General features: G+C 48.1%; 13 protein-coding genes. 8 read left to right on the top strand and 5 right to left on the bottom strand.

Going from position 1 to position 17337, the window contains the following annotated elements:
• Window positions 1-50: 50 nt before the first annotated feature.
• Window positions 51-1703, bottom strand: coding sequence for an alkaline phosphatase (locus tag IEW26_RS04840; RefSeq protein ID WP_229729654.1), 1653 nt, complete (start codon window positions 1701-1703; stop codon window positions 51-53).
• Window positions 1704-1955: 252 nt separating this feature from the next.
• Here IEW26_RS04840 and IEW26_RS04835 point away from each other — a divergent pair, with 252 nt between their 5' ends.
• The 5 genes from IEW26_RS04835 to IEW26_RS04815 all read left to right on the top strand — a co-directional run bounded on the left by IEW26_RS04835 (window position 1956) and on the right by IEW26_RS04815 (window position 9420).
• Window positions 1956-3890 carry an AraC family transcriptional regulator gene (locus IEW26_RS04835; RefSeq protein WP_188591458.1) on the top strand — a complete coding sequence of 645 codons (1935 nt, stop codon included), beginning with the start codon at window positions 1956-1958 and terminating at the stop codon, window positions 3888-3890.
• Window positions 3891-4308: 418 nt separating this feature from the next.
• Window positions 4309-6552: a carboxylesterase/lipase family protein gene (locus IEW26_RS04830; protein ID WP_188591457.1), complete on the top strand. Its 2244-nt coding sequence runs from the start codon at window positions 4309-4311 to the stop codon at window positions 6550-6552.
• Between the two features lie 156 nt (window positions 6553-6708).
• Complete coding sequence (locus IEW26_RS04825) at window positions 6709-7521, top strand: MerR family transcriptional regulator (protein ID WP_188591456.1); 813 nt, start codon at window positions 6709-6711, stop codon at window positions 7519-7521.
• Between the two features lie 52 nt (window positions 7522-7573).
• On the top strand, window positions 7574-8761 hold the full coding sequence (locus tag IEW26_RS04820; RefSeq protein WP_188591455.1) for an MFS transporter: 1188 nt from the start codon (window positions 7574-7576) through the stop codon (window positions 8759-8761).
• A gap of 215 nt (window positions 8762-8976) precedes the next feature.
• The gene (locus IEW26_RS04815; protein ID WP_188591454.1) at window positions 8977-9420 is read left to right on the top strand and encodes an Hsp20/alpha crystallin family protein; all 444 of its coding nucleotides are present in this window, start codon (window positions 8977-8979) and stop codon (window positions 9418-9420) included.
• Between the two features lie 267 nt (window positions 9421-9687).
• On the opposite strand, the gene IEW26_RS04810 is transcribed toward IEW26_RS04815, so the two are convergent.
• The 3 genes from IEW26_RS04810 to IEW26_RS04800 form a co-directional block, all read right to left on the bottom strand.
• A complete protein-coding gene (locus tag IEW26_RS04810; protein WP_188591453.1) occupies window positions 9688-10245 on the bottom strand; it encodes a DUF1697 domain-containing protein in 558 nt (185 codons plus the stop codon).
• Between the two features lie 44 nt (window positions 10246-10289).
• Window positions 10290-10940 (bottom strand): type 2 periplasmic-binding domain-containing protein, encoded by a 651-nt coding sequence (locus IEW26_RS04805; protein ID WP_229729653.1) that lies wholly within the window; start codon window positions 10938-10940, stop codon window positions 10290-10292.
• A gap of 101 nt (window positions 10941-11041) precedes the next feature.
• The gene (locus tag IEW26_RS04800; RefSeq protein ID WP_188591452.1) at window positions 11042-12556 is read right to left on the bottom strand and encodes a right-handed parallel beta-helix repeat-containing protein; all 1515 of its coding nucleotides are present in this window, start codon (window positions 12554-12556) and stop codon (window positions 11042-11044) included.
• A gap of 145 nt (window positions 12557-12701) precedes the next feature.
• Between IEW26_RS04800 and IEW26_RS04795 the strand changes: the two genes are divergently transcribed.
• Window positions 12702-13358 carry a DUF2625 family protein gene (locus IEW26_RS04795; protein ID WP_188591451.1) on the top strand — a complete coding sequence of 219 codons (657 nt, stop codon included), beginning with the start codon at window positions 12702-12704 and terminating at the stop codon, window positions 13356-13358.
• 87 nt (window positions 13359-13445) lie between these two features.
• The gene (locus tag IEW26_RS04790) at window positions 13446-13910 is read left to right on the top strand and encodes an SMI1/KNR4 family protein (protein WP_188591450.1); all 465 of its coding nucleotides are present in this window, start codon (window positions 13446-13448) and stop codon (window positions 13908-13910) included.
• Window positions 13911-13978: 68 nt separating this feature from the next.
• Here IEW26_RS04790 and IEW26_RS04785 read toward each other — a convergent pair whose 3' ends face one another.
• Window positions 13979-15328: an MFS transporter gene (locus IEW26_RS04785; RefSeq protein WP_188591449.1), complete on the bottom strand. Its 1350-nt coding sequence runs from the start codon at window positions 15326-15328 to the stop codon at window positions 13979-13981.
• Window positions 15329-15731: 403 nt separating this feature from the next.
• On the opposite strand from IEW26_RS04785, the gene hcp reads away from it, so the two are divergent.
• Complete coding sequence (gene hcp / locus IEW26_RS04780) at window positions 15732-17024, top strand: hydroxylamine reductase (RefSeq protein ID WP_188591448.1); 1293 nt, start codon at window positions 15732-15734, stop codon at window positions 17022-17024.
• The last annotated feature ends 313 nt before the right edge of the window (window positions 17025-17337 follow it).

Genomic DNA, 17337 nt, shown 5'->3' with positions numbered 1-17337 from the left:
AGATGATCTCTGCAGCTTTTTTGGATTGGAAAATAACGAGCCAGCTTGTTCTATTGGATCAGATCCACAGCGCCTTGCGGCACAAAAGCATCGACACCGTTGTACACAATAACACCTTCAAGCGCTGTCTTCTTGCCGTTTACAAGTGCCACGTTTTTGTAGATTTGCAATTCAAGCTTGGTGCTACCTTTTGTAACGATAATTTTGGGATTTTTAACATCCGTAAGATCGAGCTTGTACGCTGCACCTTTCGCTGTAAATGCCTGCTTCGCTGGTACGAACAGCTGCTTGCTCACATTGTCCAGATTGAGATCGAGTACACGGGCCATGTATTTCGCTACATCTGTGTTATCAATAACCCCGAACGGGCGATCATTGTTAGGTGCATAAGTATATAGCACAACGTCTCCGCCTGTGTGTCCCCCGGTTGTCCAGCCGATGTCTGCTCGTTTGCTGATCATCGGGCCGACAACATAGTTGAGGCTGCCCGGTTCAGCGGCTTTGATCGCAGCGATTTCTTCTGAAGTCAGGTCCGAAATGCCGTAGTATTGCTTTATCACCGCTTTGATGTTGGTGCGTTTGGCATTCAATTTGGCTTCCACGCCCTCACCTGTCAGCTTTGCTTTTTTCAGAGGTCCGATAAACGTGGACAGCGGCTCCTTATCATACGTGCCTGTAGTCGCAGCATTGCCAATCGTGAGGCCGCCGTTCTGATGGTCGGAAACAGCAACAACAGCGGTTTGTCCGTCGGCTTTGGCAAAATCCATGGCAACCTTGACGGCATCATCAAAAGCAAGCACGTCACTGATAATGCCAATCGGGTCATTGGCATGTGCGGCCCAGTCCACTTTGCTGCCTTCAACCATCAGAAAGAAGCCTTTTTCATTTTTGGAGAGCACGTCAATGGCTTTGGAGGTCATCTGCGCAAGACTTGGCTGTTTGGCAGGATCACGGTCCATATTGTAGGACAGCCCTGCTGGAGCAAACATGCCCCACAGCTTGTTTGACGTTGAGGCCTTCATCGCCGCAGGTGTAGTTACATAATCGTAGCCGAGCGCTTTGATGGAGGCGACAAGGTTGTCACCGTCTTTGCGTCCTGCTGGCTCCAGATATTTGCTGCCGCCGCCCAATACAACGTCCATGCCATTGAACACCTGCTGCTTGCTGAGTGCATCATAGTTTTTACGATCCGGATAGTGCGCAGAGAAGTCCGCTGGGGTAGCGTGCATAATTTCAGATGTAGCTACAATCCCAGTTGATTTGCCTGCAAGTCTGGAAGCCTCCAGCACGGAAGCAACCGGTTTCTTCTCATCACCGACAGCAATGGCCTTTTGCCCAGGCATAGTCGCTTTATCAGGTAATACACCGACATAACCGGTGTGAGATTTGTGACCTGTTGCAAAGGCTGTTCCTGCAGGGGCCGAGTCGGCAATCGGCGCATCTGCGGAATGTGTACGCACCATACCGCTTGCCATGGAATCTATGGTCAGGGATGAGCCCTTATACCAACGAGCCAGGGCGGTAGCGTCATTTGCCATACCGTCAGGAATCAGAATGATAACATTTTTAATTGGTGAACCCGAAGTCGTTGACGTACTGTCTTCCACAGCCGAGGCTGCATTACTGCCTCCCAGCGTAGCTGTAACAATGGTGGTCACCGCGAGCATCATTTTGGCTGCCCGGGTACTGAAGCGATTTAACATGAACATCCTCCTAATAGATATGTATAGTGTAGTATCCAGAACCCAGTGTATACAACAATTGCTAAAGGAGAGATGGGATTGGGTTAATTAAATGTAAAAATTACGATTAAATACAAGGATTGACATATAAGTCTTGACATATATTTCTTGACATGCATACAAACTGGACAAAATGATGGGCACTCTTGTATGTTAAGGATTAAATCAGACATGCGGAAATATAGTTCAATGATTGTTTTGAGGTGATAAAGGATGAATGAATGGTCAGAAGCCATTCGATGGTGGAACACACATCAGGTGAAGCTTATGGATATTCGCCATATTGTGCTCCAGCCAGGACAAGAGCTACAGCCCTATGTTTTCCCTGCCCGAGCTTTTGTGATTATTCATAAAGGGGAGGTCGACATTCAGTTTGGCACACAGAGGTTCACCTCGGTGCAGCCCCTTATTTTACATGGTGACAAAGGCATGACGCTCTTTATTCGTTGTTTGCGGCAGCAACCAGCGGAATATGATCTGATCTTATATAAACCTCAACCGGTTCCTATTGTTAGTTCCAATGTGAGTAAAGATGCCAGTGATGACGCGAGTCGGATGGAAACGGATGTCTCTCAACCACCTGCTTCATATTACTTTGCGGTCACTTACCCAATGACGCTTCTTGCTATTTTAGATAAAATGGCAGATTCCTGGAACAGCAGCAGGGAACTGGACCGATTACAGGTCATGGGGCTGTTCTATCAGTTGGTGCATGAACAATTCCGGCAATGGGAGATGGCGCGTCAGCATCAAGGTGAATCACTTGAACTGGCGGAGCAGATTGAGGCCTATATCCAGGAGCACTATACCCATTCGATCGCAATGGAGAATATGGCTGCTCATTTCCATTACAGCACGCATTATCTGGCACGAGTATTCAAACGAAAGTATGGCTGCAGTCCGATGGATTATATTGTTCAGACACGGATCAAACGAGCTCAAACCCTGCTGGCCGAGACGGACGCTCAGATTCGTGAGGTAGCCGAGAGCGTAGGTTACAAGGATCTGTATTACTTCAGCCGCATATTTAAACGAACGACAGGAGAGACTCCGGCACAATATAAAATGCACAGTCATCGGCTCAAAGGTTCAAATCGTACGAACAAGAGGTCGGAATCGTTCATTGCTGACGGAAACATGCGTCGTTATATTGATAATAACGATAATCATTATCAATACGACAGATGGAGTGTGAACGATTTGAATTTTGGTTTTAAGCCTTCAATGGCTGTCAGTTTACTGTTTAGTTTGTCTTTGCTGCTTGCAGCATGCGGGGCGGGTGCCGATTCCCCGTCTGCATCGGGTACAGAGCCAGCTCAGCAATCGGTTCGCACGTATACAGATGCTTCTAATCGTCAGGTTGAGATTCCGGCGAAGCCTTCCAAACCTGTAGTCATTACATATGGTGGATATCTGTTGCCGCTGGGTATGAAACCGGCTGGAGTCAATACGGAGACACTGGAGCTCTATCCAGAAGAAATGGCCGGTGTACCTGATATTGGGTCAGGCAATGGCAATGTTGAGATGATATCAAGCCTGGAGCCGGATCTGATCATCGTGCCCGATTATACCAGCAAGGAAATCGTAGGGACCTACGAGAAGATTGCCCCGACGATAACGGTTGCCTGGGGCGGAGACCCGGATGTAGTGAATACGCTCAGAACGATGGGTGATATTATGGATCGCAAGCAAGAAGCAGAACAGTGGATTACGACGTTTGAAGATAAATTGAAGAGTATTCGCAGTGAGTTAAACATTAATATTCAGCCGGGAACAACAGCGATGTCATTTGTTATCTATAATAAAGAGGTTTTGCTCGGCGGTGAGGGCGGTACCCTGGGCAAGCTGATCTACGAAGATTTCGGCTTTTCGATGCCCGAGCAGTACAAACAATACTCGGATGGTGGAACAGTGCTCTCTCTGGAAAAGCTGGCTGACAAACCAGCAGATTATTTCTTTACCCAGATGGAAGACGATGAGATGGATCAGATGATGGAGCTGTTTGAGGAGCCTGTATATCAGAGCATACCTGCAATTAAAAATAATCGAATTATCAACGTCTCTCGCAACTATTGGAACTACGGTCCATATCTGGCCGATAAGGGTCTGGACAGCTTGATCGAGCAAGTTAAAAAACTGCAGGAGTAACATTGACGCACCTGAATTTCAGTGCGAAAAGATATTGCTAACGCTTTCATTGTGTGTTAATATCACGATAATGACAGGATTGTAACCGAATTCAGGGCAAGACCTGTTCCAGTTCAAAACCTCATCATGCTCAGGGTTGTTACGAAATTGCAGGCAAAACCTGAATTAAGGGCGGAAGACCATGTTTTAACGCGGTCTGATTGCCTTTGATTCAGGTTTTTTTATATTCTAAATCGCCTGAGGTCATGCCCGGAAGTGCAGCGGCTCGTACATTTTTAACCGGAAGGAGGGTCATATTTTCGTAGGCTGTTATAGAGAAATAGAAAACTCCAAACATTGGCATACTGTGCGAAGAGTATAACGGTGCCAATGCAGTTCTTTGAATCATACACGATTAGACAGCGAGGAGAATGAACCAATGAAAAAAATGAAGCGTTCTATTGCAATAGCAGCGATTCTAAGCTTGTGTGTGTCGGGTTTTCCGGCATATGCAGCAGGTAATACAAGTCCAGCGATATCCCCGGCGATGGAGAAGCTGATTCAAGCAAAGCTTATCCAAGGTAACGGCCAGGGGGTAAATGCAGCCTATTTGAATAAAAAAGCGACTCGTATTCAGGCTGCTGTGCTTTACTTGCGTTTGTCGGGATTGGAAAAAGAAGCACTCGCTTATCAGGGCACAGCAACATATGAAGATGCTGCGCAAGCAGGTAAAGTGCTTGAACCGGTCGTTGGTTACCTGAAGCAGCATCCTTACCTGGCTGGGCTGGAAGCGGATACAGAATATTTTGATCCTAACGCTCCGCTGACGGCAGAAGAATATGCGGTGCTGCTGCTCAAGGTTCTTGGTTATGAAACAGATGCAGATTACAAATCGGGAGAAGCTTCTGCGTTTGCAGCAAGCCAGGGTATCCAATCCCTTCAAGGTAAAGAAAAATCGCCACTAACCAATCGCCTGATGGCAGAAGCGACTGCACAGGCACTGCAAGCCCAGCTCAAAAACGGCACAGGAACGCTGGAGCAGCTCTTGTCGAAGCATGCACAGAATGGAGCGTTCAAACCTCAGACACTACAGCAAACCAAGTACGGTGCCATTGATGGTAAAACGTATGAGCAATTCGGTACACTTGGCTGGCTGGGCGTTCCATACGCTGCACCTCCTGTCGGCGAGCTGCGCTGGAAGGCACCACAGGAGCCGAAGGCTTGGACGGGTACGAGAGAGGCGAAGGATTTTGCGGCTAACAGCTTGCAAATCTCCGGTAAAAGTACAGCAGGCAGTGAAGATTCTCTATATTTGAACATCTGGCGTCCAAACACAAGCAGTACAAAACTGCCCGTTATGGTTTTCCTGCACGGCGGCGGTAACATGACAGGATCAGGCAAGGATTTTCAGGGGGAACAGCTTGCCCGGAATACCAACAGCATCATCATCTCGGTAAACTATCGCCTAGGAGCCCTTGGCTTCTTCCAGAATGCTGCGCTAAAAACAGGCAATGCGCTTGACGATTCCGGCAACTACGGTCTGCTGGATGCCTTCCGTGCATTAACGTGGGTTCAGGATAATATTGAAGGTTTTGGTGGAGACAAAGGAAATATTACCCTTGCCGGACAATCAGCCGGAGCGCGTGATGTGCTGGCCACACTGATCTCTCCGCTGAGCAAAGGGTTGTATCAGAAAGCCATTGCTTTCAGTGGCGGCTTGACCACTGCCACACCTGAAGAAGGGGAGCAAAAATCCGAGGATGCAATGGTGAAAATTCTCGTGCAGGATGGCAAAGCTGCGAATGCTGACGAAGCCAAAGCATGGATCGCCAAGCAGACACCGGCACAGCTCGAAGCATATTTGCGCGCACTTCCTGCGGACAAACTGGTTACTGCATTTGGCGCAACCGCCATCCGCATGCAGCCATTCCCGCATCTGTTCCGGGATGGTACAGTGATTCCAAAAGAAGGCTTTGATGCGATTAACGATGGCAACTATGCTAAAGTTCCTGTGCTGCTAGGCAGCCTGGAAACGGAATTCTCGGGATTTGCTTTCGGTGATCCGAACTTTGCACCATCCATCAATGATGGAACGCTGTTTACGGATCAGACAAAAGCAGAACAGTATGCAGCAGCACTCCAATATGGCAGCGAAGCGTACGCAGGCTTTAATGCGGAGCGTGTAGCGGAGAAACTGACCAGCGCAGCAGGTCAGCCGCCCGTGTATGCATATCGTTTTGCATGGGGCACACAGCCGGGAGTCATCTCGGAACGTCTGCTGACACTGCTTGGTGCTCCGCATGGTGCAGACATGGACTTCTATACTGGGCATGCGGATGGAATCGCAGCTTATTTCCCGCAAGGTTACTTCAGTGATGAGAACAAGCCTGGACGTGAGCAGTTGTCTGCTGCGATGGCAGCTTACCTGAAGCAGTTCTTATATACTGGCAATCCGGGCACGGGCGGCAAGGCGACACTTGCGGCATGGACACCGTGGACAAGAGATGCGAAGGCACCGATCATGCGTCTGGATGCCAATAACACTACAGCCGAGATCGGTATGTCCTCTCAATATAATCAGGGCAAGGAAGCCGTGATGGCGAAGATGAAAAAGGAACTGCCTGAAGATACCTATAAACTGTTGACCGAGAAAGTGTTTGCAGGTCGTTTCTTCTGGGAGTAGTGAAAAATAACACCCATTAGCTTAAAATGAGAATGAAGGACAGGAGAACGTTGCTCCTGTCCTTTTTTGCTTCTCTTTTAATCTAACAACTCTTGACTTTCCCCTGCACGGGAGACTGTATACTCACATTAAGCTTTATGGATTGGAGATGATATCTTGTTCAAAATCAGTATGTTTGCAAAGCTCAGCAAGCTCTCTCTGAAAACGCTGCGCTATTATGACCAGATCGGTATCCTCAAACCGCGTAAGGTTGATCATGAGACGGGATACCGATACTATGCAGCAGATCAATTGCTTGAATTGAATCGCATTCTGATCTACAAGGAACTGGGATTTACGCTGCCGCAGATCGCGCAGCTGCTTCAGGAAGACATATCACATCAGCAGATTCAGGGCATGTTGAGGCTGAAAAGAAGTGAGATTCAGCACATGATTGACCTGGAGCAAGCGAGGCTTGCTCGTATTGAGGAGCGCCTCCAGCTTATGGAGCAGGACCGGCAATGGGAGACAGGCCAGGAGATTCGAATCAAGACCGAGGCAGCTCAAACGTTCTTGTTCTATAATGCAAGCGGTGGAGAAGAGCGCATTCCAGAGCTGCTGTGCCACCTGGAATCCTTGCTGACCAAAGACATACGTCAATGGATTCAAGGTCCACAGGTTGTTTTATGGCGAGATGTGCATGGAAAAGAGGACGAGTTCGAGTATGAAATAGGCTACTACTTAACAGGCGAACCAGCTTTTATTCCCGAGCCGTTTCAGCTGAGAAGTCTGCCGGCTGAACCGATGGTTGCTTCCATGGCGTTTCATTCACATTCGAATTTTGATGTGGCCGCTTGTGTACATCTGGCGCGATGGATCGAGAAAAACAATTATCAGATCAAGGAGAACGAGCCTGGCAGAGAATTATACTTGCCTTTATCCCCTGAAGAGGATGCACAGTACATTGAAATTCAGATCCCTATTATATGAACGTAACGAGGGGAAATGAATGGAAAACATATAGAAGATGGAGTGAGAACGGTTGAACAATAAAGGCACGATTTATATTCTGGCACTTGCTGTGTTTCTGATCGGCACGATTGAATACATTATTACGGGAATCATTGAGATGATGGCTGCAGAGCTCGGCGTATCCACGGCGGAAGCGGGCATGCTCGTCACTGTATTTGCTCTTGCAGCAGCTATCGCTGCACCGATACTGATTGCTGCAACCATTAATGTCGACCGCAGGAAACTGCTGCTGCTGACTTTTGGGATTTTTATTATGAGCAATGGCATCATGATATTTGATCTCTCCTATGAAGCGATGCTCTGGATAAGGATCATTCAGGGAGCAAGCGGAGGCATGACAACCGTTGTGGCCATGGCTGCAGCGACAAGGCTTGTTCAGCAGGAGAAGAGGGGCAATGCGATCGGAATTATTCTGATGGGTCTAAGCAGCTCGCTTGTGCTTGGTGTGCCCATCGGCACATTTTTCAGTGAGATGTTTGGCTGGAGAATGCTGTTTGTTGTGATCGGTATCCTGAGTATTGTTCCGTTGCTTATTATTTATCGGAAGGTTCCATCCATTCGGGAGCAAGAGAAGGTTACGATTGGCATGCAGCTCTCGATGCTTAAAAATAAAGCAGTTTTGATTGCGTTGATGATGACCCTGTTATATGTGGGTGGATACGCAACCTTGTTCACGTATATTACGCCTTTTCTGCAAACGAGTTCTTCCCTTTCCATGACCGAAATTAGCTTGATCTTGTTTCTGGCAGGCATATGCAGCTTTATCGGTTCCAAACTGGGTGGACAATTGGCTGATGCCAAAGGCTCGAAATTCACTATTCTCCTAGGGCTGGTGCTGCAAGGAGTAACTCTTCTTTTATTTGCGGTGACGGGTACACATCTGATCTTGCTGATTCTCGTTTTGATGATATTTATGTTGGCGACGTGGAGTATCTCTCCTGCCCAGCAATTATATCTGGTTACGCTGGCACCTCGCAGCCCGGATATTGCACTGAGTGTGAATACGTCATTTATTCAATTTGGCTTTGCGTTGGGTTCGGGTCTAGGCGGACTTGTGATTAGCCGTGCTTCTGTTATGACATTGAACTGGGCAGGTTTTGCCGCGGTAGTTGTAGCTTTCTTATTAGCCATATTACAGTTTAGGGGAGCAGGCAAAAGGCAAGTAGAGGCATCTGGACAGGAGATTCATGTGCAGTGAGATACGGTAACGTATCTGGAATTGGTCAGATAAAGTCAGAAGGTCAAAAATGGTCAAATTAAATGAAAAAACGATCTATTTTTATCTAATTAACCAAGACGGCGAATCATCGCTTTATATCGCTGTACATCGACTTTGAACCTTTGCAGTGTCATGAATACAATAATAGATGTAAGCAACAATTAAACCCAACCACATTAAAGGAGATGATGTTCATGTTTGATCTGATTCCATTTCGCAGAAGAAATGATGACCCGTTCGGACAGATGCTGAAATCCTTCCATGACATGGTTGACACCTCATTCTTCTCTTCATTTGGAACGGGTATGCAGCCTTTCCGTACCGACATTCGAGAGGAAGATAGCAGATATCTCGTTGAAGCCGAGCTTCCGGGCATGGCCAAGGAAGACATCGACATTCAGGTACAGGGCAATGAGCTCATCATTCGCGCCAAACGCAACGAAATGGTCGAGCAGAAGGATGACGAGGGCCGAATGATTCGGCAGGAGCGTCGTGCCGGGGAGTTTGTGCGCCGCTTCTATGTCGATCATATTGACGAGGATAATATCAAGGCACGGCTGGAAAATGGTGTGCTGAAGCTGGACATTCCGAAACGTCCGGGCGATGAGCAGTCACGCAGACGCATTCAGATTGATTGATGAAGATAAAGCTCTACAGCATGCTGTAAAGCGAGGATATGCGGATTCAGAGAGCGGTGCACGATGCGTGAATCAAAAGCTCAGGATTTTCTAAGATAGAGGGTGCAAATCCGAAGATTTAACTGGAAAGCATAGATAAGAGTGAAAATTTGTAAAAGGGCTTGGCATTCTAACAAGAATGTTAAGCCCTTTGTCTTTGTCATGCATTTTTAAACGTCAGGAACCCTTCCTTAACAGGAAATTTAACACCAGTGTCGCGGTATGCGATTACTTTTCTGCTGCTGCCTGCATAAGATCATAGATTTTACGTGTCGTATTGACATTTCTGATGGTCATATAGGAATACATTTTGGACCCCACCAGCTTATTCATGCCACTTCTGGAGGCTTCATCTCGGCTGACCGAATACAGGAGTGCTCCAGGCGTATAAATGAGCGCTCCGATCCCCGGCTTAAGCGGCAGCTTCTCCAGAATATCGACATTGTCAATTTCATCCCACAAAAAGAGCACATCACTTTTGGCCTGATCATCGTTTGTCCAATCGGAAGGCAGCACCTGCATGACAGATGCCATCTCCTCCAGGTTTCGTAGCAGTACTTTAATCTGCAAGCCGAAATCCGCCGCAATGGCCTGTTCCAGAAGTTCGGATATTTCCATGTGGGCATCGGTTCGTTCCTGATCATCGGCAAAGATGATATTGCCGGAATTAATGTAAGTCACGACCTTCTGCATCCCGGCCTGTTCAAACGTTTCCTTGAGCTGCTTCATCCCGATTTTGCTATTGCCACCTACATTTATGCCTCGCAGCAAAGCGACGTAAATCATGGATAGATCCTCCTAACCATACCTATCTGATTAACGTATACTCGTCATAAAGATAGATATTCTATAAGGTGTTTTGTGTTTTCTTCTCCGAGCAACGCCTCTAATTTTGGCTGCACCTCAGAAAGGTATTCCGGTTTCGTCTCAAAGGTTTCTTCGTCCTTTACTTCTCCTGCATATGTACGTGCACTTTCGATCAGGATGGCAAGAGCGTTAAAAAAGTCTGCCAGAGAATGAGCGACAATTTTTGCTTCTCCACCCTCAAATGCAGCATATACAGGAGAATCTGGTGCCTCTGTGTCAACGATAACGGGATCATCGTTCATATTGGCGATGACAACATGATTGGGCGGCCAGGAAGCCGATTCCTCGTAAGGTTCCTGCAAACCGGTCCAGCGAAACCCCAGCTGTTGACGATGCAGGTGCTCAGGGGCCACGAAAAAGAGCAGAGCCGCATCGCCAATTTCCACAGCTGCACTCTTCATTTTCAGTGTTCCCTCCGCTTTAGCATCTACCATCTCGTAGTGACTATAGAAGTACTGGAGTTCCGGAGAAAGAAAAATACGCTTGTCCACTTCTGGCTGAACCGGAAGCACCCGGGGCCGAAGATCGTGATTTTGAAAAAGTCCGTAGGCTTCATTATATAAATCTTGCTGTTCCACAAAACGGGTTAAAGCCGCATTCAGAGATTGCATCATGTTATCCTCCTGATATCAGTAATCATCTTATTTTATTCTATATTAAAACAGCAGTTCATCCATTGAAATACAGATATTTGTATAAACTGAAATAAAGGTTATTACCTGGGGGCCAGATGGCCATAGGCTTTGGCCGGGGAGTTGTCTCGCAGGCGATAATCTGCCTTCGAGCTGTTCACAAACGCCGGATCTGCATAGCGTGAGTGTGCATCATTGCCTGATCCTTGTTGGTACGCTGTCCAATCAGGATAGATTTTATTTTTCCATACCCAAAGGGCGTCTTCTGTCTTACCTTCAACATAATAAATATTATGGTCAAACACATTGTTCACGTTGCTCGTATATTCGTTGTAGATCAGCACGCCGGATAAGCCGGCGACAACGATGTTGTGCGTGAAGAGGTTGTTTCTGGTTTGAGACTGGATCAGAAGCTGGCCGTTGCCTGCATTTAACGTATCATTGTTAGCGATTGTATTGTATATGATTGTGCTGTTCATCGTTGCTCCCCGATTGTTGTCATAACCGCCCATGGCGATACCTGTCAGTCGGTTGGCATAAATCAGGTTGTCACGAACGGTAATGTTACGGGTGGAACGTCCGGCGTGCTCGGAGGCAATCTCGATGCCGATATCGTTACGATATACCTTGTTCTGGTCAATGATATGGTCTTTGCCGCCATCAACATAGATGCCGCCAGCAGCATTGCTGTTATTCGGAAGGGGAAGACCGTAAGATGGATTTCGGCTGGATGTGATGTTATAGATGGTATTGCCGCGCACGATGCCGTTTCTGGCCTGATCATACGTATCATCCTCTGAGATGCCCTCGAATCCGATCAGATCAATACCGATGTTGTCATTATCATGAATTCTGTTGTTCAGAATAGCGAATGTATCCACATTGCCATTGACCGCCAGAGATTCGCTGGAGCCTAACACGAGGTCATACAGCTCATTATCTTTAACAATAATGTTGCGCAAGGCCTGTGGATGCTCCGTGCCATAGATCGCAATGCCGTGGGCATCTCTGCCCTGAAGGTTAGCCCCTTTGGGTGTGGCCCGGCTGGCGATCCCGTGTATTTTGTTGCCGAGAAGCTGTACGTTCTCCCCTGCTCCATGGACGTAAATGCCAACAGGAACCTGTCCTCTAAGGGTTGTGGAGAAGTTGCGAATCTCTATATTTTGAATCGTCACATGGCTTACATGCTCCAGCTCAATCATGCCTTCCACACCGCGAACCGGAAGACCTTTGCCATCGAGAATGGCTTTCTCCCCTGGATAGCTGGTGAGAAGGGTAGGCTTGCCCGCGGAAAGTCCGCTACGGGTTATTTTGACTTTCTGAGCGTATACACCCTGACGCAGATAGATGGTGCTGCCCGGGGCTGCATGATCTGCCGCGTACTGAATGGTTTTCCATGGAGAGCGGATTGTGCCGGGATTGTTATCGTCTCCCTGTGGTGAAATATAGTAGATCATCTGGTGATTGGATGCTCTCTCTGCCGTCATTGTATCTGAAGTCATTGGCTGTGTAGCGGAGAGGGGATGGCCCTGATCCGAACAGCTGGTAGTCACTATCGTCAGGAGTAGAGCGGAGAAGAGCAGGACTGAACGAAACAAAGGGACACCTCCTTCAATAATGGTCTGGAAGCTAATTATACCAGATGCGAGAGGCTATAATTTGCTAGCCCCCAGATTTGAATGGCAGAATAAGCCATGTTATGCTTTAGAAAAATTATGGACACGGGAGAGGTGTTTGCAAAAAATGAACAGGTTATCTGCTAACGAATGGATTGACCGCGAGAATCATGCCTGGCAGGAGCTCAAGGAGCTTCTCGATCAGGGAGAAAATACATATAACTACGTCTCTGCACAGCTCGAGCTGGGAGAGGATGCGCTGTGCAGGCTGCAGGTGAGCACACGCTCCTATCTGGGAGCGGTGGCATATGAGACGCAGGGCATCGTGGTAGATCATGGCTGGATTACGCTGCTGGGTGCAGGCGATGAACATGGACATGGCAGCTTGACCCGCTGGAATGGCTTGAGTGATGAGCCTGAGATACAACCGCTCGCGGGTATGATGGTTGTTGCTTACGATGTGGCAGGTGGCTTCTTTGCGCTGGACACCGGCAAGTATGGCGGCACGGGCCAGATTTATTATTTTGCTCCTGATGCGCTTGAATGGGAAGCGACAGACCTGTCCTATTCGGAGTTTATGACCTGGCTGGCCGAGGGAGATTTGCAGCTGTTTTACGAAACGTTTCGCTGGAAAGGCTGGCAGGAGGATACGGCACAGCTGGGAGCGGGCCAGGTGTTTGCCTATTATCCCCCGCTGTGGACGAAGGAAGGCGGCGGAGAGAGCAGCAGCAAAGCGCCGATTCCTATCGCTGAAGCCTGGAAAACTGTGCTGGAAGCCAAGTGACATGAAGACGGAGTCCGTGGAGTAGGAAGATCGAGCGAACACAAGGTAATGATCTATTCTGGTGGCCCGAAGGAGGATTGGATTGACATGAATGATGTAGATGCAACGGTGACTCGTATTCAGCAGCATTACGGTATTATTTTTCCACAGGATTATCTGGAATTTATACGTCTTCATGATGGTGCTTCTTTTGATCTGATGCAGGGTACGGAGGTGGAGGATTGGGATATTCGTTTTCATGTGCTGGATAGTCAGTTTATTGCCAAAAATGCTAAGCTGGTGGATGAAGTTAATCCTGATCCGCAGCGGATTATTCCGATCGCGTGGAGTGTAAGCAGTGGCAACAATTATTTGCTGGATTTTCGACAGAACGAAGAGAGACCCTCTGTGCTCTTGATGGAGCATGAGATGGCCATGGTGCGAGAGGACGCCGAAAGTGAAGCGGAGACGAGTGAAGAAGCACAGCAGTTGATGGAGGAAAATGTACAGCTTATTGCTGCGCATTTCGGGGCCTTTGCTGCGCTTCTCCAGCCCAGGTCCTCGCTGGAATAACGCTTGAATTAACATAGACCAAAGGCTCGCAAACAGATGCGAGCCTTTGGCAGTATATTTCATGAGTATTAACGTGCAGAGGATGCGGAATGAACCTCTCGCCGGGCATGGGAAGCAGCTTTGCTGTGCCATAAGGTGAGTGCAAGCGAAACGGCACATATGAATAAAAGGCAGCCGTATACCACATGGTAGGCTTGTTCTACCGAGACGCCGGGTATGCCATGCAGTAGTATTCCACACACAGCAACCGATACCGAACCGCCGAAGAACTGAATCAGCTGTAGCAGTCCCATGCCTGAACCGATCTGATGCTTGGGCAGTATTCGTGAGGCTTCGTTGTTCAGGGAGGCCATAGATGCCGACAGTGCTGGAGAGAAGAATACATAACCGCCGGTGATGACCAGGGCCGACTGGTCAAGTCCAAGCATAAACAACAGGAGCACTGCAGCGAGCAGGCTTTGTCCGATCAGCATAAAACGCATATTGCCATAACGGTCAATCCAGCGACCGACATAACGAGTGCAGAAGGCGGATATGAGCGCGCCTGGAGCGATCAGCAAGCCAATTGAAAGGGCAGAACGATGATACAGATCAGCAAGCACTAACGGCATGAGAAACAGGTTGCCGAGATTAACGACCAGCACACAGAAGCCAATGAGAATAAGGCGGGTGAAGCCTCGTGTTCGAAAGACATGCGGATTCACAAAAGGAAGACTTGCCTTGCGAATATACAGCATATGTGCCCCCAGAGAAACGACGCCTACCACCAGCCATATCCATGAGCGCTGTGTAATCGCCACCAGCAGGGTGGTTGCATTGATTATGGTGAGCATGGCACCAGTCAGGTCGAAAGGATGTTCACGGTTGACGGGTTCTCGCGGCAGAAAATAAAGCAATACTGGCAGGGCAAGCAGCACCAGTACAGTAATGGCAAACAGCCCGTTCCAGCCCCAATACTCACTGATCAGTCCGCCCACAATGGGGCCAAGTCCAAAAGCCATTGCACTGCCTGATGAGATAAGCGCCAGTGCGGCACCGCGTCGCTCAATCGGGATGTACCGGCTTGCAATGACCAGTCCGAGCCCGGCCATCACACCTGCACCCGCTGATTGCAAAATACGCGTTGTGAGCAGCAAGGCAAAGTTGTGTGCGAACAAACCCAGCAAGGATGAGCAGCCGAGGATCAGTAAACCTACCGTCACCAGCCTGCGGATTGGAAAACGGTCGGACAGACGGCTGTAGATCACGGTAGACAGAGCATATCCGATGGAATAACTGGAGATAACCCAGGATCCCAGGTCGGATGTGATCTTCAGATCGCGAATAATAACCGGCAGCGACACATTAAACATGGTGGTGTTCATCACCACGATAAACAAGCAGCAGGTCCAGAGCGGCATTACAATTTTATCTTTCACGTAACCATTCCTGTCTGTATATAGGGTAATCATGATTAAAATGAATTTCAGTTGTGTTCGGGCATATGAAATCGCCACAAAGCAATAGTTTATTTTACACTTCAATTGCTTATATGGCAATAATGTCATATTTTTTTTGGCGAAACATAGTAGGAAATGTATGCATATGGAACAGCAAATAACGTTAAGCGAAGCTCGATTAGCCGATCACGACATCCAATTTATTTTAATGCAGGGGGATAACGTACAATGGACAATAAATTTCGGGTTACTGTGGCTGTTTTTCTGCTTCTGATCACGGTTCTACTATAAAACTGTGTGCACCATCACACTTGAGCCTGCCCATGTCTGGTACGCTGATTGTATAACGAAGAGCGTTTAAACCAGGTATGGAGGGATATTTATGTTTTGTTATCAATGTGAGCAGACGCCGAGCGGTGGATGTAAAGTGATCGGAGTATGTGGTAAAAATGAAACGATTGCCAGCTTGCAGGATACGATGATCTTTGCGCTGAAAGGCATTGCAGCGTATGCCACACCTGCACGCCAGCTGGGCTATTCCGATCCCGAGGTGGATCGAATCACACATGAGGCCTTGTATATGACGCTCACAAACTCCAATTTTAATCAGCAGGAGCATCTGGAGATGGCGATGAAGGTGGGCAATGCTGCCATTCGAATTATGGATGTACTGGACCGGGCGCATACCGAGCGATTTGGTATTCCGCAGCCGATCACTGTCAGTCAGAACCGGATTGAAGGGCAGTGTATCGTGGTGACCGGTCATAATTTGTATGCGCTGGAGGAACTGCTGCGTCAGACTGAAGGCAAAGGCATCAACATCTACACTCACTCAGAAATGCTGCCAGCGCACGGTTACCCCGCGTTGAAGAAATATGCTCATCTCAAAGGAAACATCGGTAAAGCCTGGTACGATCAGCGCAGACTGTTTGAGGAATTTCCGGGTGCCATTCTGGCAACAACCAACTGTGTGATGCCGATCAAAGGTACCTATGCGGACCGCTTTTTCTCTTATGAAGTAGCTGGCCTTGAAGGTGTAGCCAAGATTACGGGAGAGGACTTCTCGCCTCTGATTGAACGGGCATTGGCCTTGCCAGCAGCGAATGTACAATCAGAGCAAGTGTTAACGACAGGATACCATCACGAGACGGTGATCGGACTTGCGCCAGAGATTATTCAAGCGGTCAAAGACGGACACATTCGCCGTTTCTTTGTCATTGCAGGCTGTGACGCACCGGGCAAGGGGGGCAATTATTATCGGGAGCTCGCGACATCGCTGCCAAATGATACCGTAATCCTCACCACGTCTTGCGGCAAATTCCGTTTCAATGATGTGGATTATGGTACGGTGGGCAATACTGGAATTCCACGGTACATTGATCTGGGGCAATGTAACAACTCGGGTTCAACGGTGAAAATTGCAATGGCCCTGGCTGATGCATTTGGCTGCACCGTGAATGAGCTGCCTGTCAGCATTGTGTTGTCCTGGTTTGAGCAAAAGGCGGTTGCCATCCTGCTTGGCCTGTTCAGTCTTGGCATTCAGGATATCCGAATCGGGCCGAAGCCGCCCGAGTTTATCTCACAAGGTGTTCTGGATGTGCTCGTTGATCTGTTCGGATTGAAGCTGATTACGACAGCAGAAGAAGATATGAACGCTATGCTGGCTTTATCTTGAATTTGAATAGAAGCCAGGAACGAGAGCCTGCATCCGATGCAGGTTCTTTGCATTTTTTAGAGGTGATTTTTGCGCGAAAATAAAGAAGAATCAGGATAATTAGTGTTTTAATCCTATTGAAGTTTTTTCATGGATATGTCTATATAAACTAGGGCGTGTCTGAAAACTCTGAAGGCGGCAGATTTTGCTGAATTTTCGTTCCAAGCCAGGAAGTTTTCCGCAGGCGTGCCGGGGCACGTCAAGGGAAAGTGACGCAGCATGGGGCGAAAAGGCGGTAAAAGATGCACTTCAGTAGGTTTCAAGACACGTCCTA

This window comes from Paenibacillus silvae (genome assembly GCF_014639235.1).
GTDB lineage: Bacteria > Bacillota > Bacilli > Paenibacillales > Paenibacillaceae > Paenibacillus > Paenibacillus silvae.
Note: the sequence above shows the minus strand (reverse complement) of the source record. Positions and strands in the feature narration are given on the sequence as shown.

Bases quoted from the DNA above. Each gene is read 5' to 3' on its own strand.
- IEW26_RS04840 (WP_229729654.1), bottom strand. From the start codon at position 1,703: ATGTTAAATCGCTTCAGTACCCGGGCAGCCAAAATGATGCTCGCGGTG.
- IEW26_RS04835 (WP_188591458.1), top strand. From the start codon at position 1,956: ATGAATGAATGGTCAGAAGCCATTCGATGGTGGAACACACATCAGGTG.
- IEW26_RS04830 (WP_188591457.1), top strand. From the start codon at position 4,309: ATGAAAAAAATGAAGCGTTCTATTGCAATAGCAGCGATTCTAAGCTTG.
- IEW26_RS04815 (WP_188591454.1), top strand. From the start codon at position 8,977: ATGTTTGATCTGATTCCATTTCGCAGAAGAAATGATGACCCGTTCGGA.
- IEW26_RS04810 (WP_188591453.1), bottom strand. From the start codon at position 10,245: ATGATTTACGTCGCTTTGCTGCGAGGCATAAATGTAGGTGGCAATAGC.
- IEW26_RS04805 (WP_229729653.1), bottom strand. From the start codon at position 10,940: ATGATGCAATCTCTGAATGCGGCTTTAACCCGTTTTGTGGAACAGCAA.
- IEW26_RS04795 (WP_188591451.1), top strand. From the start codon at position 12,702: ATGAACAGGTTATCTGCTAACGAATGGATTGACCGCGAGAATCATGCC.
- IEW26_RS04790 (WP_188591450.1), top strand. From the start codon at position 13,446: ATGAATGATGTAGATGCAACGGTGACTCGTATTCAGCAGCATTACGGT.
- hcp (WP_188591448.1), top strand. From the start codon at position 15,732: ATGTTTTGTTATCAATGTGAGCAGACGCCGAGCGGTGGATGTAAAGTG.